Below are 21,214 nucleotides of genomic sequence, written 5' to 3'. Positions count from 1 at the left end.
CTCACAGCGTGAGATTCTCGGACGGCAGGCCCAGCGCCACGCGTCCATAATTGGTCCCGGCCGCATCGAAATTGAACGCGAGATGCGAATTGATCGCGTGCGCATCGCGGAATTGCCGCTGCAACGCGCCCGTCGTGAACAGGCCCCGTGCTCCGCTCGCGGCAAACAGCATCGACACCGCATCCGTGCAGAAGTTTACTGAAAAAGCACCGTCGCGCCGATATCTGGTCTTGGTCGCCATATCGGGGATATGACCCCGCCTTGCATCCTCCATGGCATTCAGACAGGCCGAGCGCATGATCAGGCGGGCAGCATCGATCTTCGCCGAGGCCTCGGCGATTTTGATTTGGGTGCTTTGAAAGTCGCTCAGTTTGGCGTGATTGTAGGTGGAAATGCGATGACGGACGACCTCCGCATAATCGTCGAGACACGCCTGCGCGTTTCCCAGCGCGACGCCTGAGAGGACGTAGGGAAACAGCGAGAACACCGGGAGCGCATACAGCGGGTTGGGATTGAGCTTGCTTCCCGGAGTCGGCCCACCGTCAAGATCGCCGACCGCGACCGTCATGTCGTCGGGCACGAAAGCGTCCCTGACCTCCACGTCGCAAGACCCTGTCCCGCGCAGCCCCGCGACATTCCAGGTGTCGAGGACTTTGTAGTCGGCTTTCGGCAGCAGAAATATCCGATACTCGATGCCGTCTGCCTCATCGTCGGAGTAGACCACGCTTGCAAGCATGTTCCATGCGCAGGAGGCAACGCCCGAGGAGAACGGCCAGCTGCCATGGAGCCGGTATCCGCCCTCGACTCTCGTGGCACGTCCGGCGGGAAAAATGAACGAGGACGCGATCAGCGCGTCCGGATCACGACTCCAGACCAGATCCTGCGCCGTCGGCTCGAACATGCCGAGCATCCAGTGATGGCTCGCCAGATTGGCCAGATTCCACGCCACCGAGGCGTCTGCTTGTCCGAGCAGGTCCGCGCAATCGATTAAGGCGACATAATCGAGTTCTGCGCCGCCGATGCGCTTGGGCTGGAGCATCCGGAACAGGCCCGCGTCGTGCAGATCCTTCTCCGTTTCGGGCGGCAAATGCCGCAACTCCTCCGTCCGCGCCGCCCGCTCTCGCAGCCGTGGGACGAGCGCGCGGGCCTTCGCGACCATTGCCGCATGGGCAGGCTCATCGAATTGCGCCCCTCCGGGCCGGCCCACGCTCGGCTCTTGACCAGGCGCCATTCGTATCCCTCGCTTTCACACATTTATGCGGCGAGACCCTTGCCAAATCAAGCTGAGGCAGCGCTGTCCGGGTATGGTCGCCTGAACCCGGGCTGCCCGAGAAGATACGATGCCGCGAAGGTGGCGGCATCGCCAAACCGTGATCCGCCAGTCGCGCGAGGCTGGCCTGCAGGACTCAACCCTCAGGCTCAGCCCGACGTCGAGGGCTTGCCCGAGCCAAAGACGCCCTTTTGGGTGAACTGGGATATCCGGCGCTCGTCGTAACCGAGGGTGTCCCGCAAGACCTGCTCCGTATGCTCGCCCAGCAACGGAGCAGCCACAGGGTCAATCGGGCCGGTCAAACTCATGGCAATCGGCGGCTCGATGTTCGGGACCCACCCCGCCGTACGATGCGGAATCCGGTTCAAGCGATGGCGCTCTCGCGCCTCCGGTGCATTGAACCCCTCCTCGACCGTCCGGAGATAGCCGACCGGGATATTGGCCAGCTTCATCTTGGTCATCCAGTTCTCGAGGGTATCGCTCGCAAAGACCTCCGCGATAGCTGCTCGCAAGAGCTCCTTGTGCTCGGAGCGGGCTTTGCGCGTTGCAAACTGCGGATCGGTGATGAGATCGGGCCTGTTCAGCACCTCGACGACCAATCTGCGATAGAGCCGGTCATTGGCACACGCGATGTAGAGCGGCCCATCGGAGGCCTCATAGACGCCGACAGTAGGAGACCCGCTCGGCGAGTTACCAAACCGCCCAGGGTTCTCGCCGTTGATCAGATAAGCCATGCCGTAGAAGCCCGTCATCCCCATCGCGATGTCGAACAAGGCGACCTCGACATGCTGGCCGCGACCGAGCCGATCCCGCGCCAGCAGCGCCATTAGGATGGCGTTGCAGGCAGACATCCCCGTCGCCATGTCCACGATGGGCGGGCCGGTGCGAACCGCCGGGCCATCGGCAAATCCGTTGAGCGACATGAAGCCGCTTTCCGCCTGCGTGATCGGATCAAAACCGGGACGCGAGGCAAACGGTCCGGTGCGCCCGTAGGCGGAGATCGAGCAATAGACTAGCCGCGGATTGAGCGGCGCAACCGTTTCATAGTCGAGGCCAAATTTCTTCATGACCCCGCTGGAGAAGTTCTCGACGACCACGTCGGCCTTGCGAATCAAATCCAGCGCGATCTCACGAGCCTCCGGCACGGTAAGGTCGAGCGCGATGCCACGCTTGTTGCGATTGAGGCTCAGATAGGCAGCACTCTCTCCACCGATCTCGGCGTGTTCATACGCACGCGTGTCATCGCCTCCGTCTGGATTCTCGATCTTGATGACGTGCGCACCGAAATCAGCAAGCGTCTGCGTACAGGCCGGGCCGGCAACCACACGCGTGAAATCGACGACCAGCAGACCATCGAGCGCGGTAGGCGCGCCCGTCGCCCGCGACGAACGTTCCGGCAATTGAGGCTTGGTGGGCATCGACGGCGCTCCCTTACATCGGCTTATCGTTGCCGAATTTCCCGCAGGAGCAAACTTAAAGCCCGGCACCGCCGACTTCGCAAGTGCTTCGCCCGCATCGCTTCAATACGCAAGAAGGGCCCGGCAGCTGTCAGGCTGCCGGGCCCTTGAACGTTCCGTGTTGCGCTTCATCTCGCGCGAAGCATTTTTACGTTGCGTGAATCGCGTTCCGCATCACGGGAAACTTGGCCCACTCGTTCAGCGAAGCCGCTTCCGCCAGTAAAGCGTATGCGGCCAAGCCCAGGGCACGTGGGGTTCGAAGAGCCGATAGCCCGCCCGGATGAAATTATTGGCAGACACCGCATTGTCCGTCGTATCCGAGACGATGCTGTCCCATCCAATACGCCGTGCCCTTGCCTCGATCACCCGCATTAGCCTGCACTGGAGGTCACGTCCCCGGTTCCGCTGCAACACACCGACCCTGGAGAAATAGCCGCCATTTCGAATGTGCGTTGACGGCACGACACCGGCGAAGGCTACTGGCTCATCGCCGTGATACGCAAGCCACCACGCCCCTAACTCGAATTGTGGCAAAGGAGCCGCATCGAAGAACGTCGACTGATGCAGGTCGGCCAATGTATCGACGATGTCGTCATCGGATGCATCGACAATGCGAATTCTGTACATGGACGGTCCATTGGATGGAGTGCAGAAATGTCGTACCCGTTGAGGCTCACTTGCCCAGCACGACCTTGACGCCGAGCCAAACCGCGCCCATCAGCCCCGGTGGCAATCACCGTAATGACGGCCTTGAAGGTGTAGCTCTGCGCCTGCTCCACGCTCGTTTGCCATCGGCGCAGGTGCTGAAAATCGGCCCTCAGCTCCTTTCGATCGTCATCTTCGATTCCGAAAGACGCCAGCACCGATGCCACCGTCCTCAACACGATGGCATCTATGTTCGCCTGCTGAACTCTGTGTTGCTCGGCCAGCGTTTCGGCAACGATCGCCCTGATTTCGTCATCTGGCATCTTCACCTTTTGATGATCCTCGCAGCGTTCTCGAAGCCGCGCTTGGCGAAGTAGAAGGAGACAACCAGATTGGCTGTGATCGCCGCAAATCCCGCGAGGGCGTCCGTAGAACCAAAGCCGAGGACCTTGTCCCAGACCAGGAGTTTCGCGAAGTAAAGCGCGACGCAATAGCCCATCAATTTGTCCGGCTCCCACCCTCGCTCAACCCCTGATAGATGGACTATTCTGAGCTTGCCCCCTCTGACCGCTCATCAGCAAACCTCGCACAGGAACAGATTCGTGAAACTGAATCGGATGAAGGACCTCACCTCGTTGTCGATGCTTGCCGCGCTTTTGCTGTCGTGTGCTGGCTTTGCCTACCCAGGCCCAGGAAGGGCCCAGGAGTTCGCCCAAGATGAGTTCGCCCGGCAAATGGCGCCCAAGGGACGGCATCTATGCAACGCCGGGCCCCAATTTCGATGCAAGATGCGGGGAGTACGGCGACATGCGGATCGACTGGAGCGATAATTTCACCTCGGGAGGCGAGGAGGGCTGCAAGATTACCAAATTATCGGATACCGCTCCCGGCAGCATCAGACTTGACGTGGTCTGCGAGTCCGCTGACAGGGAAGGACATCCGTACAAGGAGATCATTCTCATGAAGAAGATCGACGAGAAGACGATCTTCACTCGCGAGACCCAGGACGGGAAGTTCAAGCGATCCGGCGGCTCGATGGCCTATTGTCCGGACAACGCGCAGCGCATGTATAGCGACTCCAAGAAGAAGGGCTAATCTGAGCTCGAACAATTTTTCACAGCCGTCGGCTCACGCGTCGCGCCCAGCGGCACCGCCGCCCGCGCTCCCCGGATACACGATGATGCGTTCGATCCGGTGAATCAATTCCAGCACGCCATCCTCGCTGTTCTCGATCGGCTGCGCCGCCTTGCCCCAGCCGCGATCGAGGATTGCATTGGCGGCGGAGACACGGGCGGCCGGCGTCGCGTCGTCGCTGCGCATGATGCCGACCAGCACCCTGAGCGCGGTTCTGGTGTGGCTGCGCGCAAGCGAGCGGATTTCGGTCAGGGTGCGCGCGCTGGACGTCTTCCGTCGCGCAGGCGCGCGGACCGGCTCGCTCACGAGCGCAATTTCCATGTCTTCGCTCATGACAACGTCTCCCACAGCGCGATTGCAACCAGGCCCGCGAGCGCGAGCGATATCAAATAGGCCGTCATCGTCTCTCCTCGACAAAGAAATGCGCGGCAGATCGCGAATGAGGCGCGATCGTTTCGGGCGCGAACCCTATCTCCGCATCCGGAGACCGCAGCGGCGCGAGCAGATCGCTCGCGCCGCGGGCCGGCACGTTCGCGCGTGCGCGGCCAGCAATGGTACGGACGGCGGCACGCCGATCGGCGCTCCCTCAACGCGTTTCAAGCGAGTGCGTGGCCGTGATGCGTGGGCCGCCGTCCGATTCCGACAACTGGGTACGAAAAAACCCGCGGCGGATTTTGTCCCGCGCGGGCGTTGCGAACTTTTCGATGATGCCACTCTGCCAGTGTTTTGCCCGACGGGTCAAGCTCTATTTCGATTTTTGCGAATTAAAGCCGACGGAAACCTTCGGCAAGCCAATTCCATTCAGGCTGCCGGCGTTTCGCCCGACGTGTGAACGAACGAACCGTCCCTGCCCGCGTTAAGCCGGTCAGGAGGATCGACCAATGACGCTAAACACGACACCGAAAACATCGCGGGACTTGTCGGGCCAGAAGCCGCGCATCGACGGGGAGCGCGACACGCGAGAGGCCATCATCCCGGATGCTGACGAAACCGGGGACCAGAACCGCGATCTCGTTCACGGCGAGGGCGGAACCATCGATTGTCCCACCAGGCCCGGCGATCTCTCGAAGGATGATTAGGCCGGCGAGCCCGAATGACGAGGCTCTTCCTCCCATTCTGATATGTGGTGCGCAACGGGCTTGCTTCAAGCCCCCGGTGATCGCGTAGAACCCTCGGCCCAGCCAACAAGTCGAGGGGTCACGACATGTCCGTATTGCATCCGACGTCCCGGTCGCGCAGCCGGAAACAACAGGCCACCGCGAACAATCCGGCGATGACAGACCATGCGGTCGTCATCGCCGGCGGCGGACCGACCGGCCTGATGCTGGCCGCGGAGCTCGCGCTGGCGGATGTCGACGTCGCCGTGGTCGAACGGCGCCGCGATCAGGAACTGGTCGGCACCCGCGCCGGTGGCTTGCACGCGCGCAGCATCGAGATCCTCGACCAGCGCGGCGTCGCGGATCGCTTCCTGCGCGAAGGACAAATCACGCAGCTCGCGGGCTTCGCCTGGACCAGGCTCGACATCAGCGACCTCCCCACCCGGCACGCTTACGGGCTCGCGCTGCGGCAGAGCCACATCGAGCGCATCCTGGCCGACTGGGTCAGCGAGCTCGCGGTGCCGATCTATCGAAACCGCGAGGTGACAGGCTTCGCGCAGGACGAGACCGGCATCGACGTGACGCTTTCCGACGGCGAAACCTTGCGCGCGAATTATCTGGTCGGCTGTGACGGCGGCCGCAGCCTGGTGCGCAAAGCCGCCGGGATCGACTTCGCAGGCTCCGAGCCGACGCTGAGCAATCTGATGGCCGAAGTCGACATGCGCGACGAGCCTGCCTGGGGCCTGCGCCATGACGCGCTCGGCTTTCACGGCCTCAGCAAGACCGAGAGCGGGCGCGTGCTGGTCGTCGTCACCGAAGCGACGCTCACGCGCACCGGCGCGCCAGGCCCGCGCGATCTCAGCGAAGCCCTCGTCGCCGTGTACGGCACCGACTTCGGGCTCCACAACCCGTCCTGGATCTCCCGCTTCACCGATGCGGCACGGCAGGCCGTGTCCTATCGCAAGCGTCGCGTGCTGCTCGCCGGCGATGCCGCGCATATCCATCACTCCGTCGGCGGGCAAGGCCTCAACATCGGCGTGCAGGACGCCGTCAATCTCGGCTGGAAGCTCGCACAGGTGGTCAACGGCATCTCGCCCGACAGCCTGCTCGACACCTACCACGCCGAGCGCCATCCCGTCGGCGCGCGGACCTTGCGCAACACCATGGCGCAAATCGCCCTGCTCCGCCGCGGCGAGGACGGCCTCAAGGCCGCGCGCGAAATCGTCGCCGAGCTGCTCGCGATGGACGCGGCGCGAAAGCGCTTTGGCGCGATGATGAGCGGGCTCGACGTGCACTATGATCTCGGCCAAGGCCACGCGCTGCTCGGGCGCCGCATGCCCGATCTCGATTTGACGGTGGAAGGGCGTCCGCTGCGACTGTTCACGCTGCTGCACGGCGCGCGCGGCTTGCTGCTCAGCTTCAGCAAGACAGGCGGCTTCGACATCGCGCCCTGGGCCGGTCGCGTCGATCGCATCGACGCCGAGTGCGACGGCCCGTGGCAGCTTCCGGCGATCGGACAAGTCGCGGCACCCGGCGCCGTGCTGGTGCGGCCCGACGGGCACGTGGCCTGGGTGGGAGACGAGAGCCAACGCGGACTGGCGGACACGATGGCGAGGTGGTTCGGACCTGCTGCGGCGTGAGGCATGAACGTTCGACACTCCGTCGAAACAAAGAAGCCCGCGGAATTCCGCGGGCTTGAACCAGGCACCTTTTCGATGATGCTATTCTGCCAGTGTTTTGCCCGACGTGTCAAACGACAGATCTCGAACAACATTCGCACGTCGCTATAACCCGCATTTCACTCCGGCCCACGCAACGGCCGTATCCAGCGCGCGTACCACTCCTCAGCGTCGTTGTGCGGACTTCCTGCGCCATCCACTCCAAAGATCGGTGGCGGAATGAAATAGCTTGGCTCATTCGCAAATGGGCCGATCGGCCTGCTCGGCTCCGACTGTTGGCCGTTAGCGGTCGGCATGGTCCAGTTGCCGAACCGATCGTTGAATTCCGTGGAAGGCAGATAAGGGACTGGCGCACTTCCCGACCTGAAAACGCTGCCCGCATTCGACTCATTGACACGGGTGAGACGGCGGACCTCTTCGGGCGCGATAGCCCCAGCACCAGGGGCAACTGGCGCTTCAATTCCGCTCGAAGACTGAGCGGGCGTTGCACCGTCTGCCGCTTCGGTCCATTGACCGAAACGATCGGTAAAGGTGCTCGCCCGCGCGGAATTTTGGTCGAGCGAGTTGTCCGATGGTTGCTGCGCACCAGAGTGTGACGTCGATACGGCAGATACTCCGCTCTCTTTCCCGCTGGCGGGCTCGGCGCCAGCGGCAGAACTCGCCGCGCCCGTCAGCCCAAGAGCCCCTGCGATAGGCAGCCAAGCCTGTAAGAGCGGCAACAATTCGGGTGCGACCATCGCGCCCCCGAAAATCGCGAGTCCGCGCAAAACAGCCGGACGGTCGGCAGGATCGTAGGGGCGATTATGCGGGTCGGGTCCCATCAATAGCGATCCGTCCGAGCGCCTGAGCAGATCGCTAGTCTCCGGATTGAATTGCAGAACCTGCGGAGGCGGCGGCATAGCCGTGCTGGGAGGCAGTTTGCCGAGCCGCTGCTCATCTGGACTAGGCAGCGGAAATGCCGGCACTCCGCCTGCGAAGCGTGGATCGCTCCGCGCAAACCCTTCCGTTGCGTTCAGACCTGCGAGAGAAGGCGAACTGTAGCCTGGCAGCGGTGGAAACTCGCTCGGGTTGACTGGTGTCGAGCCGGGTAGATCATCCTAGGAGACGTGCCCTTTGATCGGGGGCTTAGGGGGGCCGAGGGGCTTTGGGTGTTTCGCCACGGTTTTAAGCCATGGCAGAGAGATCGGGCGACCATAGCGAGCAAGGAGCGCAAGAGCGTTTCGAGGCCGGCTCAAGCCTCATGATCCGGAAGGAAAAACCGAAGGTGTAGAAAAACCCCGCCGCAGCGGGGCTGTAAGCTAGGCGTAAGCCCTCTCCAATTCATATCTGGGTGTTAGTAGTTCGATGGGAATGTGCCATTCCGTGCTGATGTCTCGGATCATGTCGAGCGTAAGGGGCCGAACGCGGTTTAGAATTTCGGACGCGCGGTTGCGACCGATCACGTTGCCAAGATCAGCTTGCGACTTGCCCATCGACTCAATTGCGAAATGCAGGACTTCAATTGGATCTGCGTGCGGCATTTCAAAATTTTTGTCTTCGTAGTCTCGGATGAGAGCTGCGAGAACTTCGAAACGGTCGCTGTCAGGTGTACCCATCTCAGGCTCATTGTCGAAGTAACGAGTTACTTCGCCCACAGCCCAATCATAGTCCTGTTCATCGTGGAGGGGTCTAACGTCCATCATGACACCTTCTCCGCATTTACCCTGTCATACTCTTCGTGCGTGCCGACAAATTTGATGAGAGCGAACCTACGTCTATAAGCAAAGTGGACAATGATGCGGTATTTGTTGCCGCCGATATCGAAGATAGCTCTGTTATCTGCGACGAAGTCCACGTTGTTGCCGAACGTCTCCTTCAATTCTGCCGGGAAGTTCCATTCCCCTTTGGAAACGATTTGGTACCAAGTGCTGATTGGTTTTTCAGCGTCGGGGTACTGCTTCCAAAAGGTTTGGAGTACCTTTCGTGCTATTACGTTCGTAGGCATAGCATGTTCCCAACATGGGATCAAATTTAAAATTCCCAATGCGGGAACTTTAAAAGTGAGCGGCGGGGTTTATTTTCGCCAATATTTAACGAATTTAGGTCCTGGTTTCGCCTTTGGGTAGTGTTTTGTACCCACTTCTCCAAAAGCGCCGGGCCGCCTCTCGAAGTCCGGCCACGTCCCCACGGCGCGCGACCACAAACCGGGATCGTCAGGAATGCGCGCCGGCATCGACATGACGGCAACAAGCTCGTTGCCACAGCGAATGAGCGGCGAGTTTGCCTGAGTCTGTTGCGCGTCTCCGTTCTCCGCAACTTCAGTTGCCAGCTCAGGATGTCGAGCGCGGAGGGCCTTCGCAAGTGCCGACATGTCCGGCGTTGCCGGCGTGTCCAACAGGACCAAAGCGAGCAGTGAATTGCTCATCGGCTACCCCACAGAAATTTTGGGAGCGAGACCAGATGCACTTGCTCTTCGCCCAAAGGTTGAATTTTTAATTGCTAGAACAAAACACGAACAGCGTCAACTCATCCTCTCGCCCGCGTCGGTTGGCGGGCCACGCGCACGTTGTTCTTAAAGCGATCCCCCGCGCGTGATCGTCATCGGCTTTGCTGCGCTGAGCTCGGCAGCGCTCGAGCCGGTGCAGAGATCTCACACCCCGTGCTGATCATCCGGCGCGTCCCTGCCCGCGCGAGCTGAGCTGGCTTCTGTCCAAAAGTGAACATTGCAATCGCAAGCACTCAAGTAGAGCAAGTCCCTCAACTGGCTCAACCCGCTCTCGCAATTTAATCCGCCGACATATCATAGGATATGTCTCTCCCTCAGACGGGGGAGTTAAGCTTTATCCATCACCGCAAGGCAATTGGCATCTGCCGGTGATGAGAACGCCCAACCAGCGCTCCCGCCCACGAACGAGGGAGATGTGCATGCCGACACGACGACGTTTCAAGCAGACCAGGACACTCACCCAGCGGCTCGCCGAGGAGGCCGCGCGGCTTCGCGAGGAAGCGCGCACGCTCGCGCCGGGGCGCCGCCGCGAGATGCTGCTGCGCCGGGCGCGGCAGGACGAGACCGCCATGCACATCGACGCCTGGCTGCAATCGCCCGGGCTGAGGGCACCGTCATGACCCTGCAATATCGCGCCTACCTGGTCGGCGATAACGGCGTGTTCCGCTCCGCCGAAGCGTTCGAGGCCGCGTCGGATGCGATCGCCCTCATCTTCGCGCAGCAGTTCACGCGGCACGGCAAGGTCGAGGTCTGGCAGCTCGGCCGCAAGATCGCCGTGCTCGAGCCCGAGTCATCCGCGCCGGAATTTCTCACGCGTCAATGATCGCGTGATGTCGATGGCGTCCTGAAGGTCTCGAACGCGAACGAGAACTTGACCTGCATCACCGGACCTTTGGCATCACGAACGTCGATCGCCATGGTCTGCCTGCCGCCCGCGGCAGGCGCGGAGAGGATGGCATCGCGCGCCATGTCCGCCACCGACTTGGCGGCCTCCGCCTGAACGGCGCGCCAGCTGGCCAGCTCCAGCCCTTCCTCGTCGAGCGCTACACCGGTGTCGTCGCGCAGGTCGAAATAATATCGGGGCATTGCGGCATCCTTTGCCCGTAATAGGTCCGAAGCGGCCAAAGGGTTTCCGGCGGCAGCGAAAAAATCTGGTGGAATCAACGGGTTCCGGGAACTCCGACGTCCGCTGGCGCGACGCGGAAGCACCGCTTGTCGCGTGCGTGCCGGTCTCTTTCAGGGAGCGAAAGCGAAAAGGGCGAACCGACAATCGGCGCACCCTCACTCCTCCGCAAGCTTCCCGACGATATAGGCATCCACCGTTTCGGCGAACGAGCGCTGCACGCCGACCGCAGTCCCATGCTGTTCGAGCGCGTCGCGCTGGAGCACGCGCAGGCCGCGGCCGCGCATGCAGGCCGGCGCCGTGTTCAGATATTGGTCGATGGCGCCCTTTGCGAGCGGGATGGCCTTCGGGTCACCCCTTGCGATCAGAAGCCGCAAGAGGCTCTGGCATTCGGCCAAGCCTGGCATGGGATCAGCGCCTCACGCCTGCCGCGATTTCGCCGGCCGCTTGACCGGCTGGGTGTGGCAGCCGAACAGCGCCAGCAAAAACGCGACTTCTTCCTTCGAACCAACCTGGATCATGATGATCTCCTTTTCGCTAGGTTGGTCGGGCACAGCGGGCGGGGCGTTCGAGACAATCTGGTTTCAGCACTGTTTCAGGCGTGTTTCATCGTGACGCGCGATGTTCATGGTCGCCTGAATAGGAACAGCTCCTGGGGTCAAAGGGTTATCGGTGCGTCGGTCCGGATGCACGACCGGCCCCCCCGGCCTCAGCTCGCTCCCCGGGCTGGGGCCGTTTTTGCCCCCGCGCAAATTCAACGCGCGCGCGCGTTCCGGTCTCGCATGGGCTTCTTCCAGGACAGCTTGTTGCAGCCGGAACACCGGAAGATGGCAATCGCGCCCTCGGGTGAACTGACCGCGTCGATGAATGTCATGGGTTGGTCGCACGCGGCACACATCGGCCGCGACCTGGTGTCTTGGTTCGCCATGCGCGCAAACGCGGGACAGCGGGATAGGTTGCTATTGCTCTTCGCTGTTCCTTAACGCCTGACACCTATTTTTTTCGCGGCGTTTGAGAGGGCTTAGGGTTCGCGTGATGGCTGTGAAGTGTGCGGGATGTGCCGACGGGACCGAGCTCCCGTTCCAGTTCAAGATGGCGTTTCAGCCGATCGTCAACGTCGTCGAACACCGCATCTGGGGCTATGAGGCGCTGGTGCGCGGTCCGAACGGCGAAAGCGCGCACAGCGTCCTCAGCCAGCTCACTCCCGATCAGCTCTACCGCTTCGACCAGGCCGCGCGCGTGATGGCGATCGAAACCGCGGGCGCGCTGTTCGACGACCCGGAGGCGCGGCTCTCGATCAACTTCCTGCCCAATGCAGTGTACGAGCCGCGCGCATGCATCCAGAAATCGCTGGAGGCCGCGCGGCGCGCGAGCTTTCCGACCTCGAAGCTGATGTTCGAGTTCACCGAGAACGAGCGGATGTCCGATCCGGCGCATATCGAAAACATCGTCCGCGCCTACAAGGCCTTCGGGTTCTGGACCGCACTGGACGATTTCGGCGCGGGCTATGCCGGCCTCAGCCTGCTTGCCCGGTTGCAGCCGAACCTGATCAAGATCGACATGGAGCTCGTGCGAGACATCCAGCTCAGCCATCCCAAGCAGGTGATCGTCGCCGCGGTGGCCGCGATCGCGCGCGAGCTCGACATCACCGTGCTGGCCGAAGGCGTCGAGAGCGAAGCCGAGCTCACGTCCTTGCGGGCCGCCGGCATCGCGCTGTTCCAGGGTTACCATTTCGCAAAACCCGGCTTCATGTCGCTGCCGGAGGTTGCGGGACTCCAGCGGCTGGATGTCTCGATCGCCAGTTGACGAAGGCCGCGGGGCTGCTTTTCAGGATCCGCGCTTCTGGGTGACAAGGCGCAGCGAGATGCCGTGCTGCCAGGCCCGTACCCTCACGGCCGCTTCGCTGCGACCAAGCTCGGCGGCGATCTCGTCCGGCCGCCAGCCGGCTTCGGCCAACGCCTTCAGCCGCTCGTGCTCTTCCGCTGTCCACTTCTTCAACAACGGGTATCGTGATTGCATGGTTGGAAGCTGCCCAGCCCGCGTGGTCGATGCAGCCGACAATAAACCGAAACAGGGGAAGTTCCCATGCGACGTTGCTATGCGATGTGGGGCGCACCATCCCGCAAGTCGGCCGACGCCGAGGACAAGGCCTCGCTCAGATCCAGACGTCCTCGCGGCACGAGTCGCAGCGATAGATCAGGACCGAGCAGTCGCGCCTCACGTCTAAGATCGACGTCAGGTAGCGCGTGCCCCTCTCGCATTTGGGGCAGGCCGGCCCCGGCTTGAAATACTGATCCGGCCTCGTTGCCGGGCTTTGCTGTTCGCTGCTCATGTCATCCCTCATTGGAGGACTGAGTTCCTAAGTGCCAAAGTGGACATTCGTTCCAAATGGCGCGGGCGGCGCTCCTCATGGCTGCGATGGCCTGGACGCCACATGATCGCGCGCGCTGATCATCGGCTTTGTCCTAAACGATCAAGCGGGCTTGTCCTGAACCATCAAGCCGGCTTGCTGCTGGCGGGTCCCCCCCCCGCAGTTCGTCCAGGCTCTCGACGGTGATGATGCGCGCGGCGCGGCGCGCCAGCTCGTCGTAATTTTCCGCCACCTTGCGCAGCACGTCCCGCGTCTCGGGATATTCGCAATTGTCCGCCTTGGTGCGGAATTCTTCCGCCCGCATCCGCCAGTACCGCGGAGGGTGCATCCGCTCGGCTCCCATGGGCCACTCCCCTCAGTTGGTCCAACCGTTCATGTCCTTAATAAAGAGCCCGTCCAGGAGTTCCCGCGCCGACGTTCCGGCTGCGATCACACGTCGAGATTGCGCACGGATCGCAGCTGACGACGACAGCATCTCGCGGGAAAGATCGACTTTAGTTCAAATGCAGCAGGGCGGATTCGGCAGGATGCAATGGGTTCGCGCCATGCTGGAACACGTCCCTTGCGACAGACGCAACGGGGATAGCTCGGAGAGATCGTCGATGTATGTCGTCGCCGCCGCGTTGCTGGTGCTGTCGGGACTGTTCTACTCCGCGAGCCATCACGAGATCGGCTCGTTCGGCGTCACCATGTGCACCTATGGTGGCGCGTTCTGCGACAACCCGCTGATCGTCTTTTCCGGCGCCGCGTTGGCCGGCGCCTGGGGCATGTTCGTCAGCATCAAATAGTCCGACCGCACGCGCTCAGGGGACATACGTCTCGCCGGTGTCCGTGCGCGGGTTGCGGACTGCACGACGGCAGTCCGGTCGCGCTTGGGATACGCGCAAAGGCTGCACCGGGTTCTTGGATGATGCAGTTATACAGGTGTTTTGCCCGACGAGTCAAATGGAGATTCGCTTTATCAGAAAATAGGCGAGGAGCCCGTTACGCCGCGCTCGGGAACCTTGTTCCCGGATTAGCATTTGTGAAGGACGCGCCCCGACCGAGACCCCTCTTGCCATGGCCGACAGTGCCCTCACCCCCACGAAATCCGCGCCGTCGCTGTTGCAGAGGCTGGGGCCGGGTCTCGTCACCGGGGCGGCGGACGACGATCCGTCCGGCATCGCCACCTATTCGCAGGCCGGCGCGCAATTCGGTTACGGACTGCTCTGGACGGTGTTTCTGACCACGCCGTTCATGATCGCCATCCAGCTCGTCAGCGCCCGGATCGGCCGCGTCACCGGCAAGGGGCTGGCCGCCAACGTCAGGCAGATCGCGCCGCGCTGGGCGGTGCTGTCGCTCGTCGCCATGCTCGTCGCCGCCAACACCTTCAACATCGCCGCCGACATCGCCGCGATGGCGGAGGCGCTCTCGCTCGTGATCGGCGGCCTCAACCACGAGCACGCGCTGATCTTCGCGGCGGGCTCGACCCTGCTGCAGGTGTTCCTGCCCTATCGGCGCTATTCGCCGGTGCTGAAATTTCTCACCCTGGCGCTGTTCGCCTATGTCGCGACCGCCTTCACCGTCAAGATCCCGTGGAGCACGGCGCTGCTCGCGGCGGTGTGGCCGAAGACAAATGTCAGCGCCGACTATTTCATGATGGTCGTCGCCGTGCTCGGCACCACGATCAGCCCGTATCTGTTCTTCTGGCAGGCCTCGCAGGAGGTCGAAGAGATGAACCAGGGCAGGCGCGACAAGCCGCTGCGCGAGCTGAAGCGCGGCGGCAGTCCGGAGCTCGCGCGCATCCGGGCCGACACCATCTCCGGCATGCTGCTCTCCAACGGCATCGCCTTCTTCATCATCCTCACCACCGCGTCGGTGCTGCACGCGAACGGCGTCACCAACATCAATTCGGCGACGGAGGCCGCCGAGGCGCTGCGGCCGCTCGCCGGCGACTTCACCTTCGCCCTGTTCGCGGCCGGCATCATCGGCACCGGACTGCTCGCAATTCCGGTGCTGGCGGGCTCGGCCGCTTACGGCGTGGCGGAGATCTTCGGCTGGCGCGCGACGCTGGAGGCGAAGCCCGACGAGGCGGTCGGCTTCTACACCATCATCGCGGCCGCCACCATCATCGGCTTCGGTCTGGGGTTCACCGGCATCGATTCGATCCACATGCTGGTCTGGAGCGCCGTGCTCAACGGCATCGTCGCCGTTCCGATCATGGCCATGATGATGCTGATCGTCTCGAGCAAGGCGATCATGGGTCGCTTCAAGGGCCGGTCATGGCTCGTCGCGCTGGGCTGGCTCGGCACCGCGTTGATGGCGCTGGCCGTGCTCGCCCTGCTCGGCTCGTCATTGATCGGCTGACCAGCTAGCCTTTGACTAGCCTTGCGACAAGGCTGCCGATATCTGCGAGGCGATGACGAGGGCCGCGAACACGGCCGGCACACTGATGAAGCGCAGGAACTGGTCGACCGAAAGCATCGCTGTCTCCCCCAAGACAAAAAACCTATAAGCCCGCCGCGCTATTCCACCCCGTGAGCGGCGTGCTGATCGGCCGTCAGAAACTGATCGGAAATGGCGGCTCCGCCCATCGTGAGCAGCGCGAGAATCGAAATCACAGCCAGAAATCTCATGGCCGGAGGGTCGATCCCGATTGTGGCCAAAAACGTCAGAGCGTGGTGCCTTTTCAGGACGATCCCAGGCAAGATCATGGCTGTCCCCACCGGATTCCACAGACTTTTCCGCCGAAGAAGGCGGCAAAGCGGCCGCGGCGCAGCTCCCCGGGCTTCACTGCGCAGGGCTCTTAGCCTAACAGTTGCAGCTGGAGCCGGGCTTGCGAGCCGGCCAACGAAAAAAGGAACCCAGCCGGGTCACAGGGAGCGACATGACCAGATCATCAAAGGCAACAAGTCTCGAGATTCTCGCCTGCGATGCGGGTTGGAGAAACTACCACTTCGTCAAGCTGACGACCGAGGACGGCATCGTCGGATGGAGCGAGTTCGACGAGGGCTTCGGCTCGCCCGGTGTCGGTGCTGCGATCCAGCGCCTGTCCGCCCGCGTCGTCGGGCAGAACGTTTTCCGGCACGAGCGCATCTACGCCGAACTGTTCGCGGCCACACGTCCCGCCGCCGGCGGCGTGGTGGCGCAGGCGCTCGGCGCGATCGAGAATGCGCTGCTCGATGCCAAGGCGAAATGTCTCGGTGTGCCCTGCTACGAACTGCTCGGCGGCAAGATCCGCGACCGTGTCAGGGTTTATTGGTCGCATTGCGCGACGTGGCGGATCAATCACCCGTCCTGGTACAAGCCGCCGATCGAGGACCTCGATGGCGTCAAGGCGATAGGACGCGAGGTCCGCGAGAAGAAGTTCACCGCGCTCAAGACCAACATCTTCTCTTACGACGACGGCAAGCCGACCGGTTGGCGACCGGGCTTCGGCTCTCCCTTCGCCCCCGAGATCAACGTCGATCGCAAAATCCTGCGCGACCTGCGCATGCACCTGGAAGCGATCCGCGACGGTGCAGGCCCCGACGTCGACATCCTGCTTGACTGCAACTTCAACGCCAAGACCGAGGGCTATCTGGAGATCCTGCGCACCATTGCGGACCTCGACATGTTCTGGATCGAGATCGACAGTTTCAATCCGGAAGCCCTCGGTTACATCCGCAGGCAAAGCCCGCATCCCATCTCGTCCTGCGAGACGCTATTGGGCTTGCGGGAATTCCTGCCCTATTTCCGCGAGCAGGCCATGGACGTCGCGATCATCGACACGCCCTGGAACGGCGTCTGGCAGTCGATGAAGATCGCAGCCGCCGCGGAAGCGTTCGAAGTCAACGTTGCCCCGCACAATTTCTACGGCCATCTCTGTTCGATGATGAACGCGCATTTCTGCGCCGCCGTGCCGAACCTGCGCATCATGGAGATCGACATCGATCGCTTGGCTTGGGACCGCGAGCTGTTCACGCATGAGCCGGATATTCAGAACGGCCATCTGGTCATTCCGGACCGGCCCGGCTGGGGCACCGATCCGAACGAGGAAGCCCTTCGCGCCCATCCGCCGAAGACCAGCGGCGGATTGCTCAACTACGGCCGCAAGGGCTAAGCGTCTTACGGCGTCACTGGATTGACGGTCGGGGACGTCTTTGGCCCCGGCCGCGCCGGCTCGATCGGTGATTTCGGTTCGGTCGGAAGAATTTTGGCGCCTGCGGCGCGCGCGGCTTCGCCCGTGGTTGCGTACATCGCAACGTGGGCGGGCTGCGTCTTGGCCCGATTCCATGGTCCGTGATCGACGATGAGCATCGCAGCAATCGTCACCGCGGCCACAATCAACGCGATCACGCCGGGATGGCGAAGCGCCGAGGAGATGGAATTTGCGAAGCGATCCGTTGCCATCGAGGGACCCATACGTTTTTCCTATCGCAGGTTAATTCAATCCGGTCTCGCGAGTTCCGCCCCAGGCCCAGGCAAGTTCCAAGTCAATGCGTGGAACCTGATCGCCATAAGCACTCAGCGTTTCACATCCGGCCGCGCGTCGCCGACGAACCGGTCGCGGTTTGGCATCTTGACCGCTGCAAGCGATTTGGCATCGAGCGTCGCATCCGCTCCGACCAGTCCATTCAGGTTCAGGATGTACGCGGATACCGCATAAACCTCCTCATCGCTCAACGATTGCGGCGCGTTCTGCGGCATCGCGCGGCGGATGTAGTCGAACAGCGTCGGCGCATACGGCCAATAGCTGCCGACTGTGCGGATCGGCTTGGGCGTTCCGATCGTGCCCTGCCCACCGACGAGCCGGTCACCCAGCCCGCCCTCGCCCTTGTCGCCATGGCATGATGCACATTGCTGGGCGAACACCTCGCGCCCGTGGCTGACCGAGCCGCTTCCCTTCGGCAGATTGCTGCCGTCGCGCCCGATATCGATATTCCAGCCCGCAATCTCCGCAGCCGTCGCGGCACGTCCGAGGCCGTACAGGCTTTGTGCTTGCGCTCCGCTCGCGTACGCACACAGCACGATGCCGACAGCAATACCGCAAGTCTCACGCCAGCGCATTGGTCACCTCGCCGTCGGCCGCGATGCGCCAGGGCCAGATCGCATTGTTGTGGTAGAAATAGTTCTCGCCGCGCACCGCGAGCAGTTCGGCCAGAGTCGGCTGCACATAGCCGGTCTCATCGACGGCACGGCTCTGGATCACGGAAGGTTTGCCGTCCCATCGCCAGGGCAGGCGAAAGCGTGTCAGCGCACGCGTCAGCACCGGCTCCTGCAATTGGGCGCTTTGCCAACTCTTTCCCTCGTCGACGGACACTTCGACGCGCGCGATCTTGCCATGCCCGCTCCAGCCGATGCCGGAGATCTCGTGGAAGCCGGGTGCGCTCAGACGTTGGCCGCCCGAAGGCCGCGTGATGATCGACTTCGCCTCCATGTAGAACGAAAATTCACGCGCGGTGCCGTCCGGCAGGAGGTCGGTGTATTTCGAGGTCTCCTCGCGCGAATAAACCGGCTCAGCTGTCACATGCAGGCGGCGCAGCCACTTCACGCTCATGTTGCCCTCGAAGCCCGGCAGGAATAGCCGCAGCGGATAGCCCTGCTGCGGGCGCAGCCGCTCCCCGTTCTGGCTATAGACCAGCATGGCGTCCTCGAGGCATTTCTCGATCGGAATGCTGCGGGTCAGCGCAGCCGCGTCGGCGCCCTCGGCCACGACCCATTTGGCATCTGGTTTCAACCCGGCCTCCTGGAGCACCAGCTTGAGGCTGACGCCGGTCCATTCTGCACAACTCACCAGACCCACTAGGTCCGACGCGGTCTTGCCGTAAGGCTTGGTGTAGCCGGGATTGCCGGAGCATTCGAGAAAGTGGACGCGCGATTCCGACGGGAAACGCCTGAGATCATCCATTGTGAAGATCAGCGGGCGCTCGACCAGTCCGTGCAGCATCAACCGGTGCTGGGCCGGATCGATGGTCGGAACGCCGCCATGATGACGCTCGTAGAACAGGCCGTTCGGCGTGATGATGCCTTCGAGCTCCTGCAACGGAGTCCGGCTGGAGGCCGAGATGTACTGCTTGAGAGTCTTCGAGATGTTCTTGACGACTCCGTTCTCGAACGGCGATGGCGCGCCATAGAGCTGGCCCCCCGTCGGCTCGCCCGGCGCCTTCATCCATTCGGGAATGTTGGGTGGAAGGTTGTCGGTCCCGGCGGCAGCCGATGCGCCGGCGCCCAGGACAGTGCCACCCGCAGCCGCCGCGCCGGCGCGCAGAAAGTGACGGCGAGTCGTCCCCGCGGATTTGTCGTCGGCGTCGCTCGTGCTGCTCATGTGCGGACCCTCGGATGAAGCGCGACCGCATGAAACATTCTGCGACGAGCATTTGCAATTCGCAGCTGTTTCAAAAATGAGCCATTTCGACCGCGACTGATCTAAATCCGACGGCCGCGGCGGCAGTTCTCTTCTTCGCAATGCACAAACGGCTCGTCCATCACTCGCCCGGCGCGATCGCATTGCTCGGGGTCGGCCGGTCGGCGATCTGCTGGCCGAATAGGCTGCCGATCAGTTCGACCGCGGTGCGCGCCGTGCGGCCACGCTCGTCGAGGAAGGGATTGAGCTCGACGATGTCGACTGATCCGACTACGCCGGAATCGTGCAGAAGCTCCATGATCAGATGCGCCTCACGATAGGTCGCGCCGCCCGGCACTGTCGTGCCCACGCCGGGTGCAACGCAGGGGTCGAGAAAATCGACATCGAAGCTGACATGCAGTACGCCGTTGCTGGCCCTGACGCGCTCGATGACGCGGCGGATCAGCACGGCGACGCCAAACTCGTCGATCTGGCGCATGTCGACAACCCTGATCCGGCGCGTGCGCATCAGCTCCTTTTCGAGCTTGTCAACTGAGCGCGCCCCGAACAGGTCGAGCCGGTCGGGACCGATCGGGGCACGCGGATCATCGCCAAGCAATCCGTCGAGGCCGGGTTCGCCGCACAGGAATGCCGCCGACATGCCATGCATATTCGCCGTGATCGTCGTCTCCGGCGTGTTGTAGTCGGCATGTGCATCGAGCCAGAGCACGAACAGCTCGCGTCCGCGCTCCTGCCAGTGACGGGCCATGGCATTCACCGATCCCATCGACAACGTGTGATCGCCGCCGAGAAAAATCGGCAGCGCGCCGGTTTTCGCGATCTCGTAGCCTCTGCGGCTCAGCACGCGGGTCCAGCGCTGGATTTCGCGGTAGTGGTTGGCATTCTCCGGGGGCCTGTCTGCGAGGTCCCGGAGCTCGGCCACCGAGAGATCGCCGTAATCGACGACCTCGAAATCCAGGCTCTCGAGCAGTGTCGCAAGGCCGGCGGTGCGGAGCGCCGCAGGGCCCATCAGGGTACCGCGTTGCGAAGCCCCCATGTCGATGGGAGCGCCGAGCAAGGCGATGCGCCGGGCTCGATCCGTCGTAGTCTGGTCGGTCACAGCTGTCTCCTGAGATCAGCAAGATTGAGCCAGCCTAACAGAGATTCGCATCCGTCGTTTCACGGGGGCGGTCCGCGCGGGGGCGCATCGTCTCGGAACAAAAGCCCGCGCGCCGAATTGCTCATGCAAGGCCGGTACCCGCCGTAAAACCACGGCGCCTGTCGCGGATAGCCAAAGGTCATGCGACCCGCTGTTCAGAACGAGCGCTCGCGCGGATAGCCAAAGGTATCGGCCTCCGTCACATGATCAGCCCGGAGGTCGCGCACTTGAGCACGGAGATCCCGCAGTCCACCTCACATCCCGGCATGGCCGAGCGCGCCATCGATGCCGCGACGGACGTATCCCGCACCATCGGTGAAGTCGCAGGTGGCCTGCATGCAGCTGTCGATCGCATGACCTCCGCTATCGACGAAGCGCGAAAGCCGGGCCGGCCCCTCGCGACCGTCGCCGCGATTACGCGCGAAGCACCGCTTGCCAGCCTGTTCGTTGCTTTCCTGTTCGGCGTCGCGGTCGCGCGTCGGCGCTAGAA

Annotated in this window: 27 protein-coding genes and 2 pseudogenes; 10 read left to right on the top strand and 19 right to left on the bottom strand. The window is 62.7% G+C overall.

Going from position 1 to position 21,214, the window contains the following annotated elements; genetic code table 11:
- Window position 1 precedes the first annotated feature (1 nt).
- The 5 genes and pseudogenes from AC0L2F_RS19510 to AC0L2F_RS19490 all read right to left on the bottom strand — a co-directional run.
- The gene (locus AC0L2F_RS19510; RefSeq protein ID WP_473249487.1) at window positions 2-1,231 is read right to left on the bottom strand and encodes an acyl-CoA dehydrogenase family protein; all 1,230 of its coding nucleotides are present in this window, start codon (window positions 1,229-1,231) and stop codon (window positions 2-4) included.
- A 188-nt stretch (window positions 1,232-1,419) separates the two neighbouring features.
- Window positions 1,420-2,688: a CaiB/BaiF CoA transferase family protein gene (locus AC0L2F_RS19505; protein WP_007612735.1), complete on the bottom strand. Its 1,269-nt coding sequence runs from the start codon at window positions 2,686-2,688 to the stop codon at window positions 1,420-1,422.
- Window positions 2,689-2,925: 237 nt separating this feature from the next.
- The gene (locus AC0L2F_RS19500; RefSeq protein ID WP_473249486.1) at window positions 2,926-3,354 is read right to left on the bottom strand and encodes a GNAT family N-acetyltransferase; all 429 of its coding nucleotides are present in this window, start codon (window positions 3,352-3,354) and stop codon (window positions 2,926-2,928) included.
- A gap of 46 nt (window positions 3,355-3,400) precedes the next feature.
- Window positions 3,401-3,701, bottom strand: a pseudogene (locus tag AC0L2F_RS19495) (hypothetical protein).
- Window positions 3,698-3,889: pseudogene (locus AC0L2F_RS19490) on the bottom strand (hypothetical protein); the annotation flags it as partial. The pseudogenes AC0L2F_RS19495 and AC0L2F_RS19490, both read right to left, overlap by 4 nt.
- A 200-nt stretch (window positions 3,890-4,089) precedes the next feature.
- Between AC0L2F_RS19490 and AC0L2F_RS19485 the strand changes: the two are divergent.
- Complete coding sequence (locus AC0L2F_RS19485) at window positions 4,090-4,467, top strand: hypothetical protein (protein ID WP_473249485.1); 378 nt, start codon at window positions 4,090-4,092, stop codon at window positions 4,465-4,467.
- Window positions 4,468-4,500: 33 nt separating this feature from the next.
- Here AC0L2F_RS19485 and AC0L2F_RS19480 read toward each other — a convergent pair whose 3' ends face one another.
- Window positions 4,501-4,839, bottom strand: a complete 339-nt coding sequence (locus AC0L2F_RS19480; protein ID WP_473249484.1) for a hypothetical protein — start codon at window positions 4,837-4,839, stop codon at window positions 4,501-4,503.
- 548 nt (window positions 4,840-5,387) lie between these two features.
- Between AC0L2F_RS19480 and AC0L2F_RS19475 the strand changes: the two genes are divergently transcribed.
- A complete protein-coding gene (locus tag AC0L2F_RS19475) occupies window positions 5,388-5,585 on the top strand; it encodes a hypothetical protein (RefSeq protein ID WP_473249483.1) in 198 nt (65 codons plus the stop codon).
- Between the two features lie 125 nt (window positions 5,586-5,710).
- On the top strand, window positions 5,711-7,243 hold the full coding sequence (locus AC0L2F_RS19470; RefSeq protein WP_473249482.1) for an FAD-dependent monooxygenase: 1,533 nt from the start codon (window positions 5,711-5,713) through the stop codon (window positions 7,241-7,243).
- 1,337 nt (window positions 7,244-8,580) lie between these two features.
- On the opposite strand, the gene AC0L2F_RS19465 is transcribed toward AC0L2F_RS19470, so the two are convergent.
- The 3 genes from AC0L2F_RS19465 to AC0L2F_RS19455 all read right to left on the bottom strand — a co-directional run bounded on the left by AC0L2F_RS19465 (window position 8,581) and on the right by AC0L2F_RS19455 (window position 9,686).
- Window positions 8,581-8,964, bottom strand: a complete 384-nt coding sequence (locus AC0L2F_RS19465) for a helix-turn-helix domain-containing protein (protein WP_473249481.1) — start codon at window positions 8,962-8,964, stop codon at window positions 8,581-8,583.
- A complete protein-coding gene (locus AC0L2F_RS19460) occupies window positions 8,961-9,266 on the bottom strand; it encodes a type II toxin-antitoxin system HigB family toxin (protein WP_473249480.1) in 306 nt (101 codons plus the stop codon). Before AC0L2F_RS19460 ends, AC0L2F_RS19465 begins: the two co-directional genes overlap by 4 nt.
- Window positions 9,267-9,335: 69 nt before the next feature.
- Entirely contained in the window at window positions 9,336-9,686 is a 351-nt protein-coding gene (locus tag AC0L2F_RS19455) for a hypothetical protein (RefSeq protein WP_473249479.1), read from the bottom strand.
- Window positions 9,687-10,186: 500 nt separating this feature from the next.
- On the opposite strand from AC0L2F_RS19455, the gene AC0L2F_RS19450 reads away from it, so the two are divergent.
- A complete protein-coding gene (locus AC0L2F_RS19450; protein ID WP_063996883.1) occupies window positions 10,187-10,387 on the top strand; it encodes a hypothetical protein in 201 nt (66 codons plus the stop codon).
- A complete protein-coding gene (locus tag AC0L2F_RS19445) occupies window positions 10,384-10,590 on the top strand; it encodes a hypothetical protein (RefSeq protein WP_473249478.1) in 207 nt (68 codons plus the stop codon). Before AC0L2F_RS19450 ends, AC0L2F_RS19445 begins: the two co-directional genes overlap by 4 nt.
- Here the strand turns inward: AC0L2F_RS19445 and AC0L2F_RS19440 are convergent.
- The gene (locus AC0L2F_RS19440; RefSeq protein WP_473249477.1) at window positions 10,584-10,853 is read right to left on the bottom strand and encodes a DUF6894 family protein; all 270 of its coding nucleotides are present in this window, start codon (window positions 10,851-10,853) and stop codon (window positions 10,584-10,586) included. The genes AC0L2F_RS19445 and AC0L2F_RS19440 overlap by 7 nt on opposite strands.
- Before the next feature lie 195 nt (window positions 10,854-11,048).
- Entirely contained in the window at window positions 11,049-11,297 is a 249-nt protein-coding gene (locus AC0L2F_RS19435) for a hypothetical protein (RefSeq protein ID WP_473249476.1), read from the bottom strand.
- 628 nt (window positions 11,298-11,925) lie between these two features.
- Between AC0L2F_RS19435 and AC0L2F_RS19430 the strand changes: the two genes are divergently transcribed.
- Window positions 11,926-12,696, top strand: coding sequence for an EAL domain-containing protein (locus tag AC0L2F_RS19430; RefSeq protein ID WP_473249475.1), 771 nt, complete (start codon window positions 11,926-11,928; stop codon window positions 12,694-12,696).
- Between the two features lie 21 nt (window positions 12,697-12,717).
- On the opposite strand, the gene AC0L2F_RS19425 is transcribed toward AC0L2F_RS19430, so the two are convergent.
- The 3 genes from AC0L2F_RS19425 to AC0L2F_RS19415 form a co-directional block, all read right to left on the bottom strand.
- Window positions 12,718-12,888: a helix-turn-helix domain-containing protein gene (locus tag AC0L2F_RS19425; RefSeq protein WP_473249474.1), complete on the bottom strand. Its 171-nt coding sequence runs from the start codon at window positions 12,886-12,888 to the stop codon at window positions 12,718-12,720.
- 157 nt (window positions 12,889-13,045) lie between these two features.
- Window positions 13,046-13,222: a hypothetical protein gene (locus AC0L2F_RS19420; protein ID WP_007612770.1), complete on the bottom strand. Its 177-nt coding sequence runs from the start codon at window positions 13,220-13,222 to the stop codon at window positions 13,046-13,048.
- A 133-nt stretch (window positions 13,223-13,355) separates the two neighbouring features.
- Entirely contained in the window at window positions 13,356-13,604 is a 249-nt protein-coding gene (locus tag AC0L2F_RS19415; RefSeq protein ID WP_473249473.1) for a hypothetical protein, read from the bottom strand.
- A gap of 259 nt (window positions 13,605-13,863) precedes the next feature.
- On the opposite strand from AC0L2F_RS19415, the gene AC0L2F_RS19410 reads away from it, so the two are divergent.
- Both AC0L2F_RS19410 and AC0L2F_RS19405 read left to right on the top strand, forming a co-directional pair.
- Window positions 13,864-14,049: a hypothetical protein gene (locus AC0L2F_RS19410; RefSeq protein ID WP_473249472.1), complete on the top strand. Its 186-nt coding sequence runs from the start codon at window positions 13,864-13,866 to the stop codon at window positions 14,047-14,049.
- Between the two features lie 271 nt (window positions 14,050-14,320).
- Entirely contained in the window at window positions 14,321-15,607 is a 1,287-nt protein-coding gene (locus AC0L2F_RS19405) for an NRAMP family divalent metal transporter (RefSeq protein WP_473249471.1), read from the top strand.
- A 158-nt stretch (window positions 15,608-15,765) separates the two neighbouring features.
- Here the strand turns inward: AC0L2F_RS19405 and AC0L2F_RS19400 are convergent, their stop codons facing one another.
- A complete protein-coding gene (locus AC0L2F_RS19400) occupies window positions 15,766-15,954 on the bottom strand; it encodes a hypothetical protein (protein ID WP_473249470.1) in 189 nt (62 codons plus the stop codon).
- A 173-nt stretch (window positions 15,955-16,127) separates the two neighbouring features.
- Between AC0L2F_RS19400 and AC0L2F_RS19395 the strand changes: the two genes are divergently transcribed.
- Window positions 16,128-17,342 (top strand): mandelate racemase/muconate lactonizing enzyme family protein, encoded by a 1,215-nt coding sequence (locus tag AC0L2F_RS19395; protein WP_473249469.1) that lies wholly within the window; start codon window positions 16,128-16,130, stop codon window positions 17,340-17,342.
- Between the two features lie 5 nt (window positions 17,343-17,347).
- Here the strand turns inward: AC0L2F_RS19395 and AC0L2F_RS19390 are convergent, their stop codons facing one another.
- The 4 genes from AC0L2F_RS19390 to rocF all read right to left on the bottom strand — a co-directional run bounded on the left by AC0L2F_RS19390 (window position 17,348) and on the right by rocF (window position 20,685).
- The gene (locus AC0L2F_RS19390) at window positions 17,348-17,644 is read right to left on the bottom strand and encodes a hypothetical protein (RefSeq protein WP_473249468.1); all 297 of its coding nucleotides are present in this window, start codon (window positions 17,642-17,644) and stop codon (window positions 17,348-17,350) included.
- 102 nt (window positions 17,645-17,746) lie between these two features.
- Window positions 17,747-18,289: a c-type cytochrome gene (locus AC0L2F_RS19385; RefSeq protein WP_473249467.1), complete on the bottom strand. Its 543-nt coding sequence runs from the start codon at window positions 18,287-18,289 to the stop codon at window positions 17,747-17,749.
- Complete coding sequence (gene soxC, locus AC0L2F_RS19380) at window positions 18,276-19,547, bottom strand: sulfite dehydrogenase (protein WP_473249466.1); 1,272 nt, start codon at window positions 19,545-19,547, stop codon at window positions 18,276-18,278. The genes AC0L2F_RS19385 and soxC overlap by 14 nt, the downstream gene beginning before the upstream one ends.
- A 160-nt stretch (window positions 19,548-19,707) precedes the next feature.
- Entirely contained in the window at window positions 19,708-20,685 is a 978-nt protein-coding gene (gene rocF, locus AC0L2F_RS19375) for an arginase (RefSeq protein ID WP_007612787.1), read from the bottom strand.
- A 242-nt stretch (window positions 20,686-20,927) separates the two neighbouring features.
- Here rocF and AC0L2F_RS19370 point away from each other — a divergent pair, with 242 nt between their 5' ends.
- Complete coding sequence (locus AC0L2F_RS19370; protein WP_007612789.1) at window positions 20,928-21,212, top strand: hypothetical protein; 285 nt, start codon at window positions 20,928-20,930, stop codon at window positions 21,210-21,212.
- Window positions 21,213-21,214: the final 2 nt, after the last annotated feature.

The sequence above is a fragment of the Bradyrhizobium sp. Ken64 genome (assembly GCF_055807555.1).
Note: the sequence above shows the minus strand (reverse complement) of the source record. Positions and strands in the feature narration are given on the sequence as shown.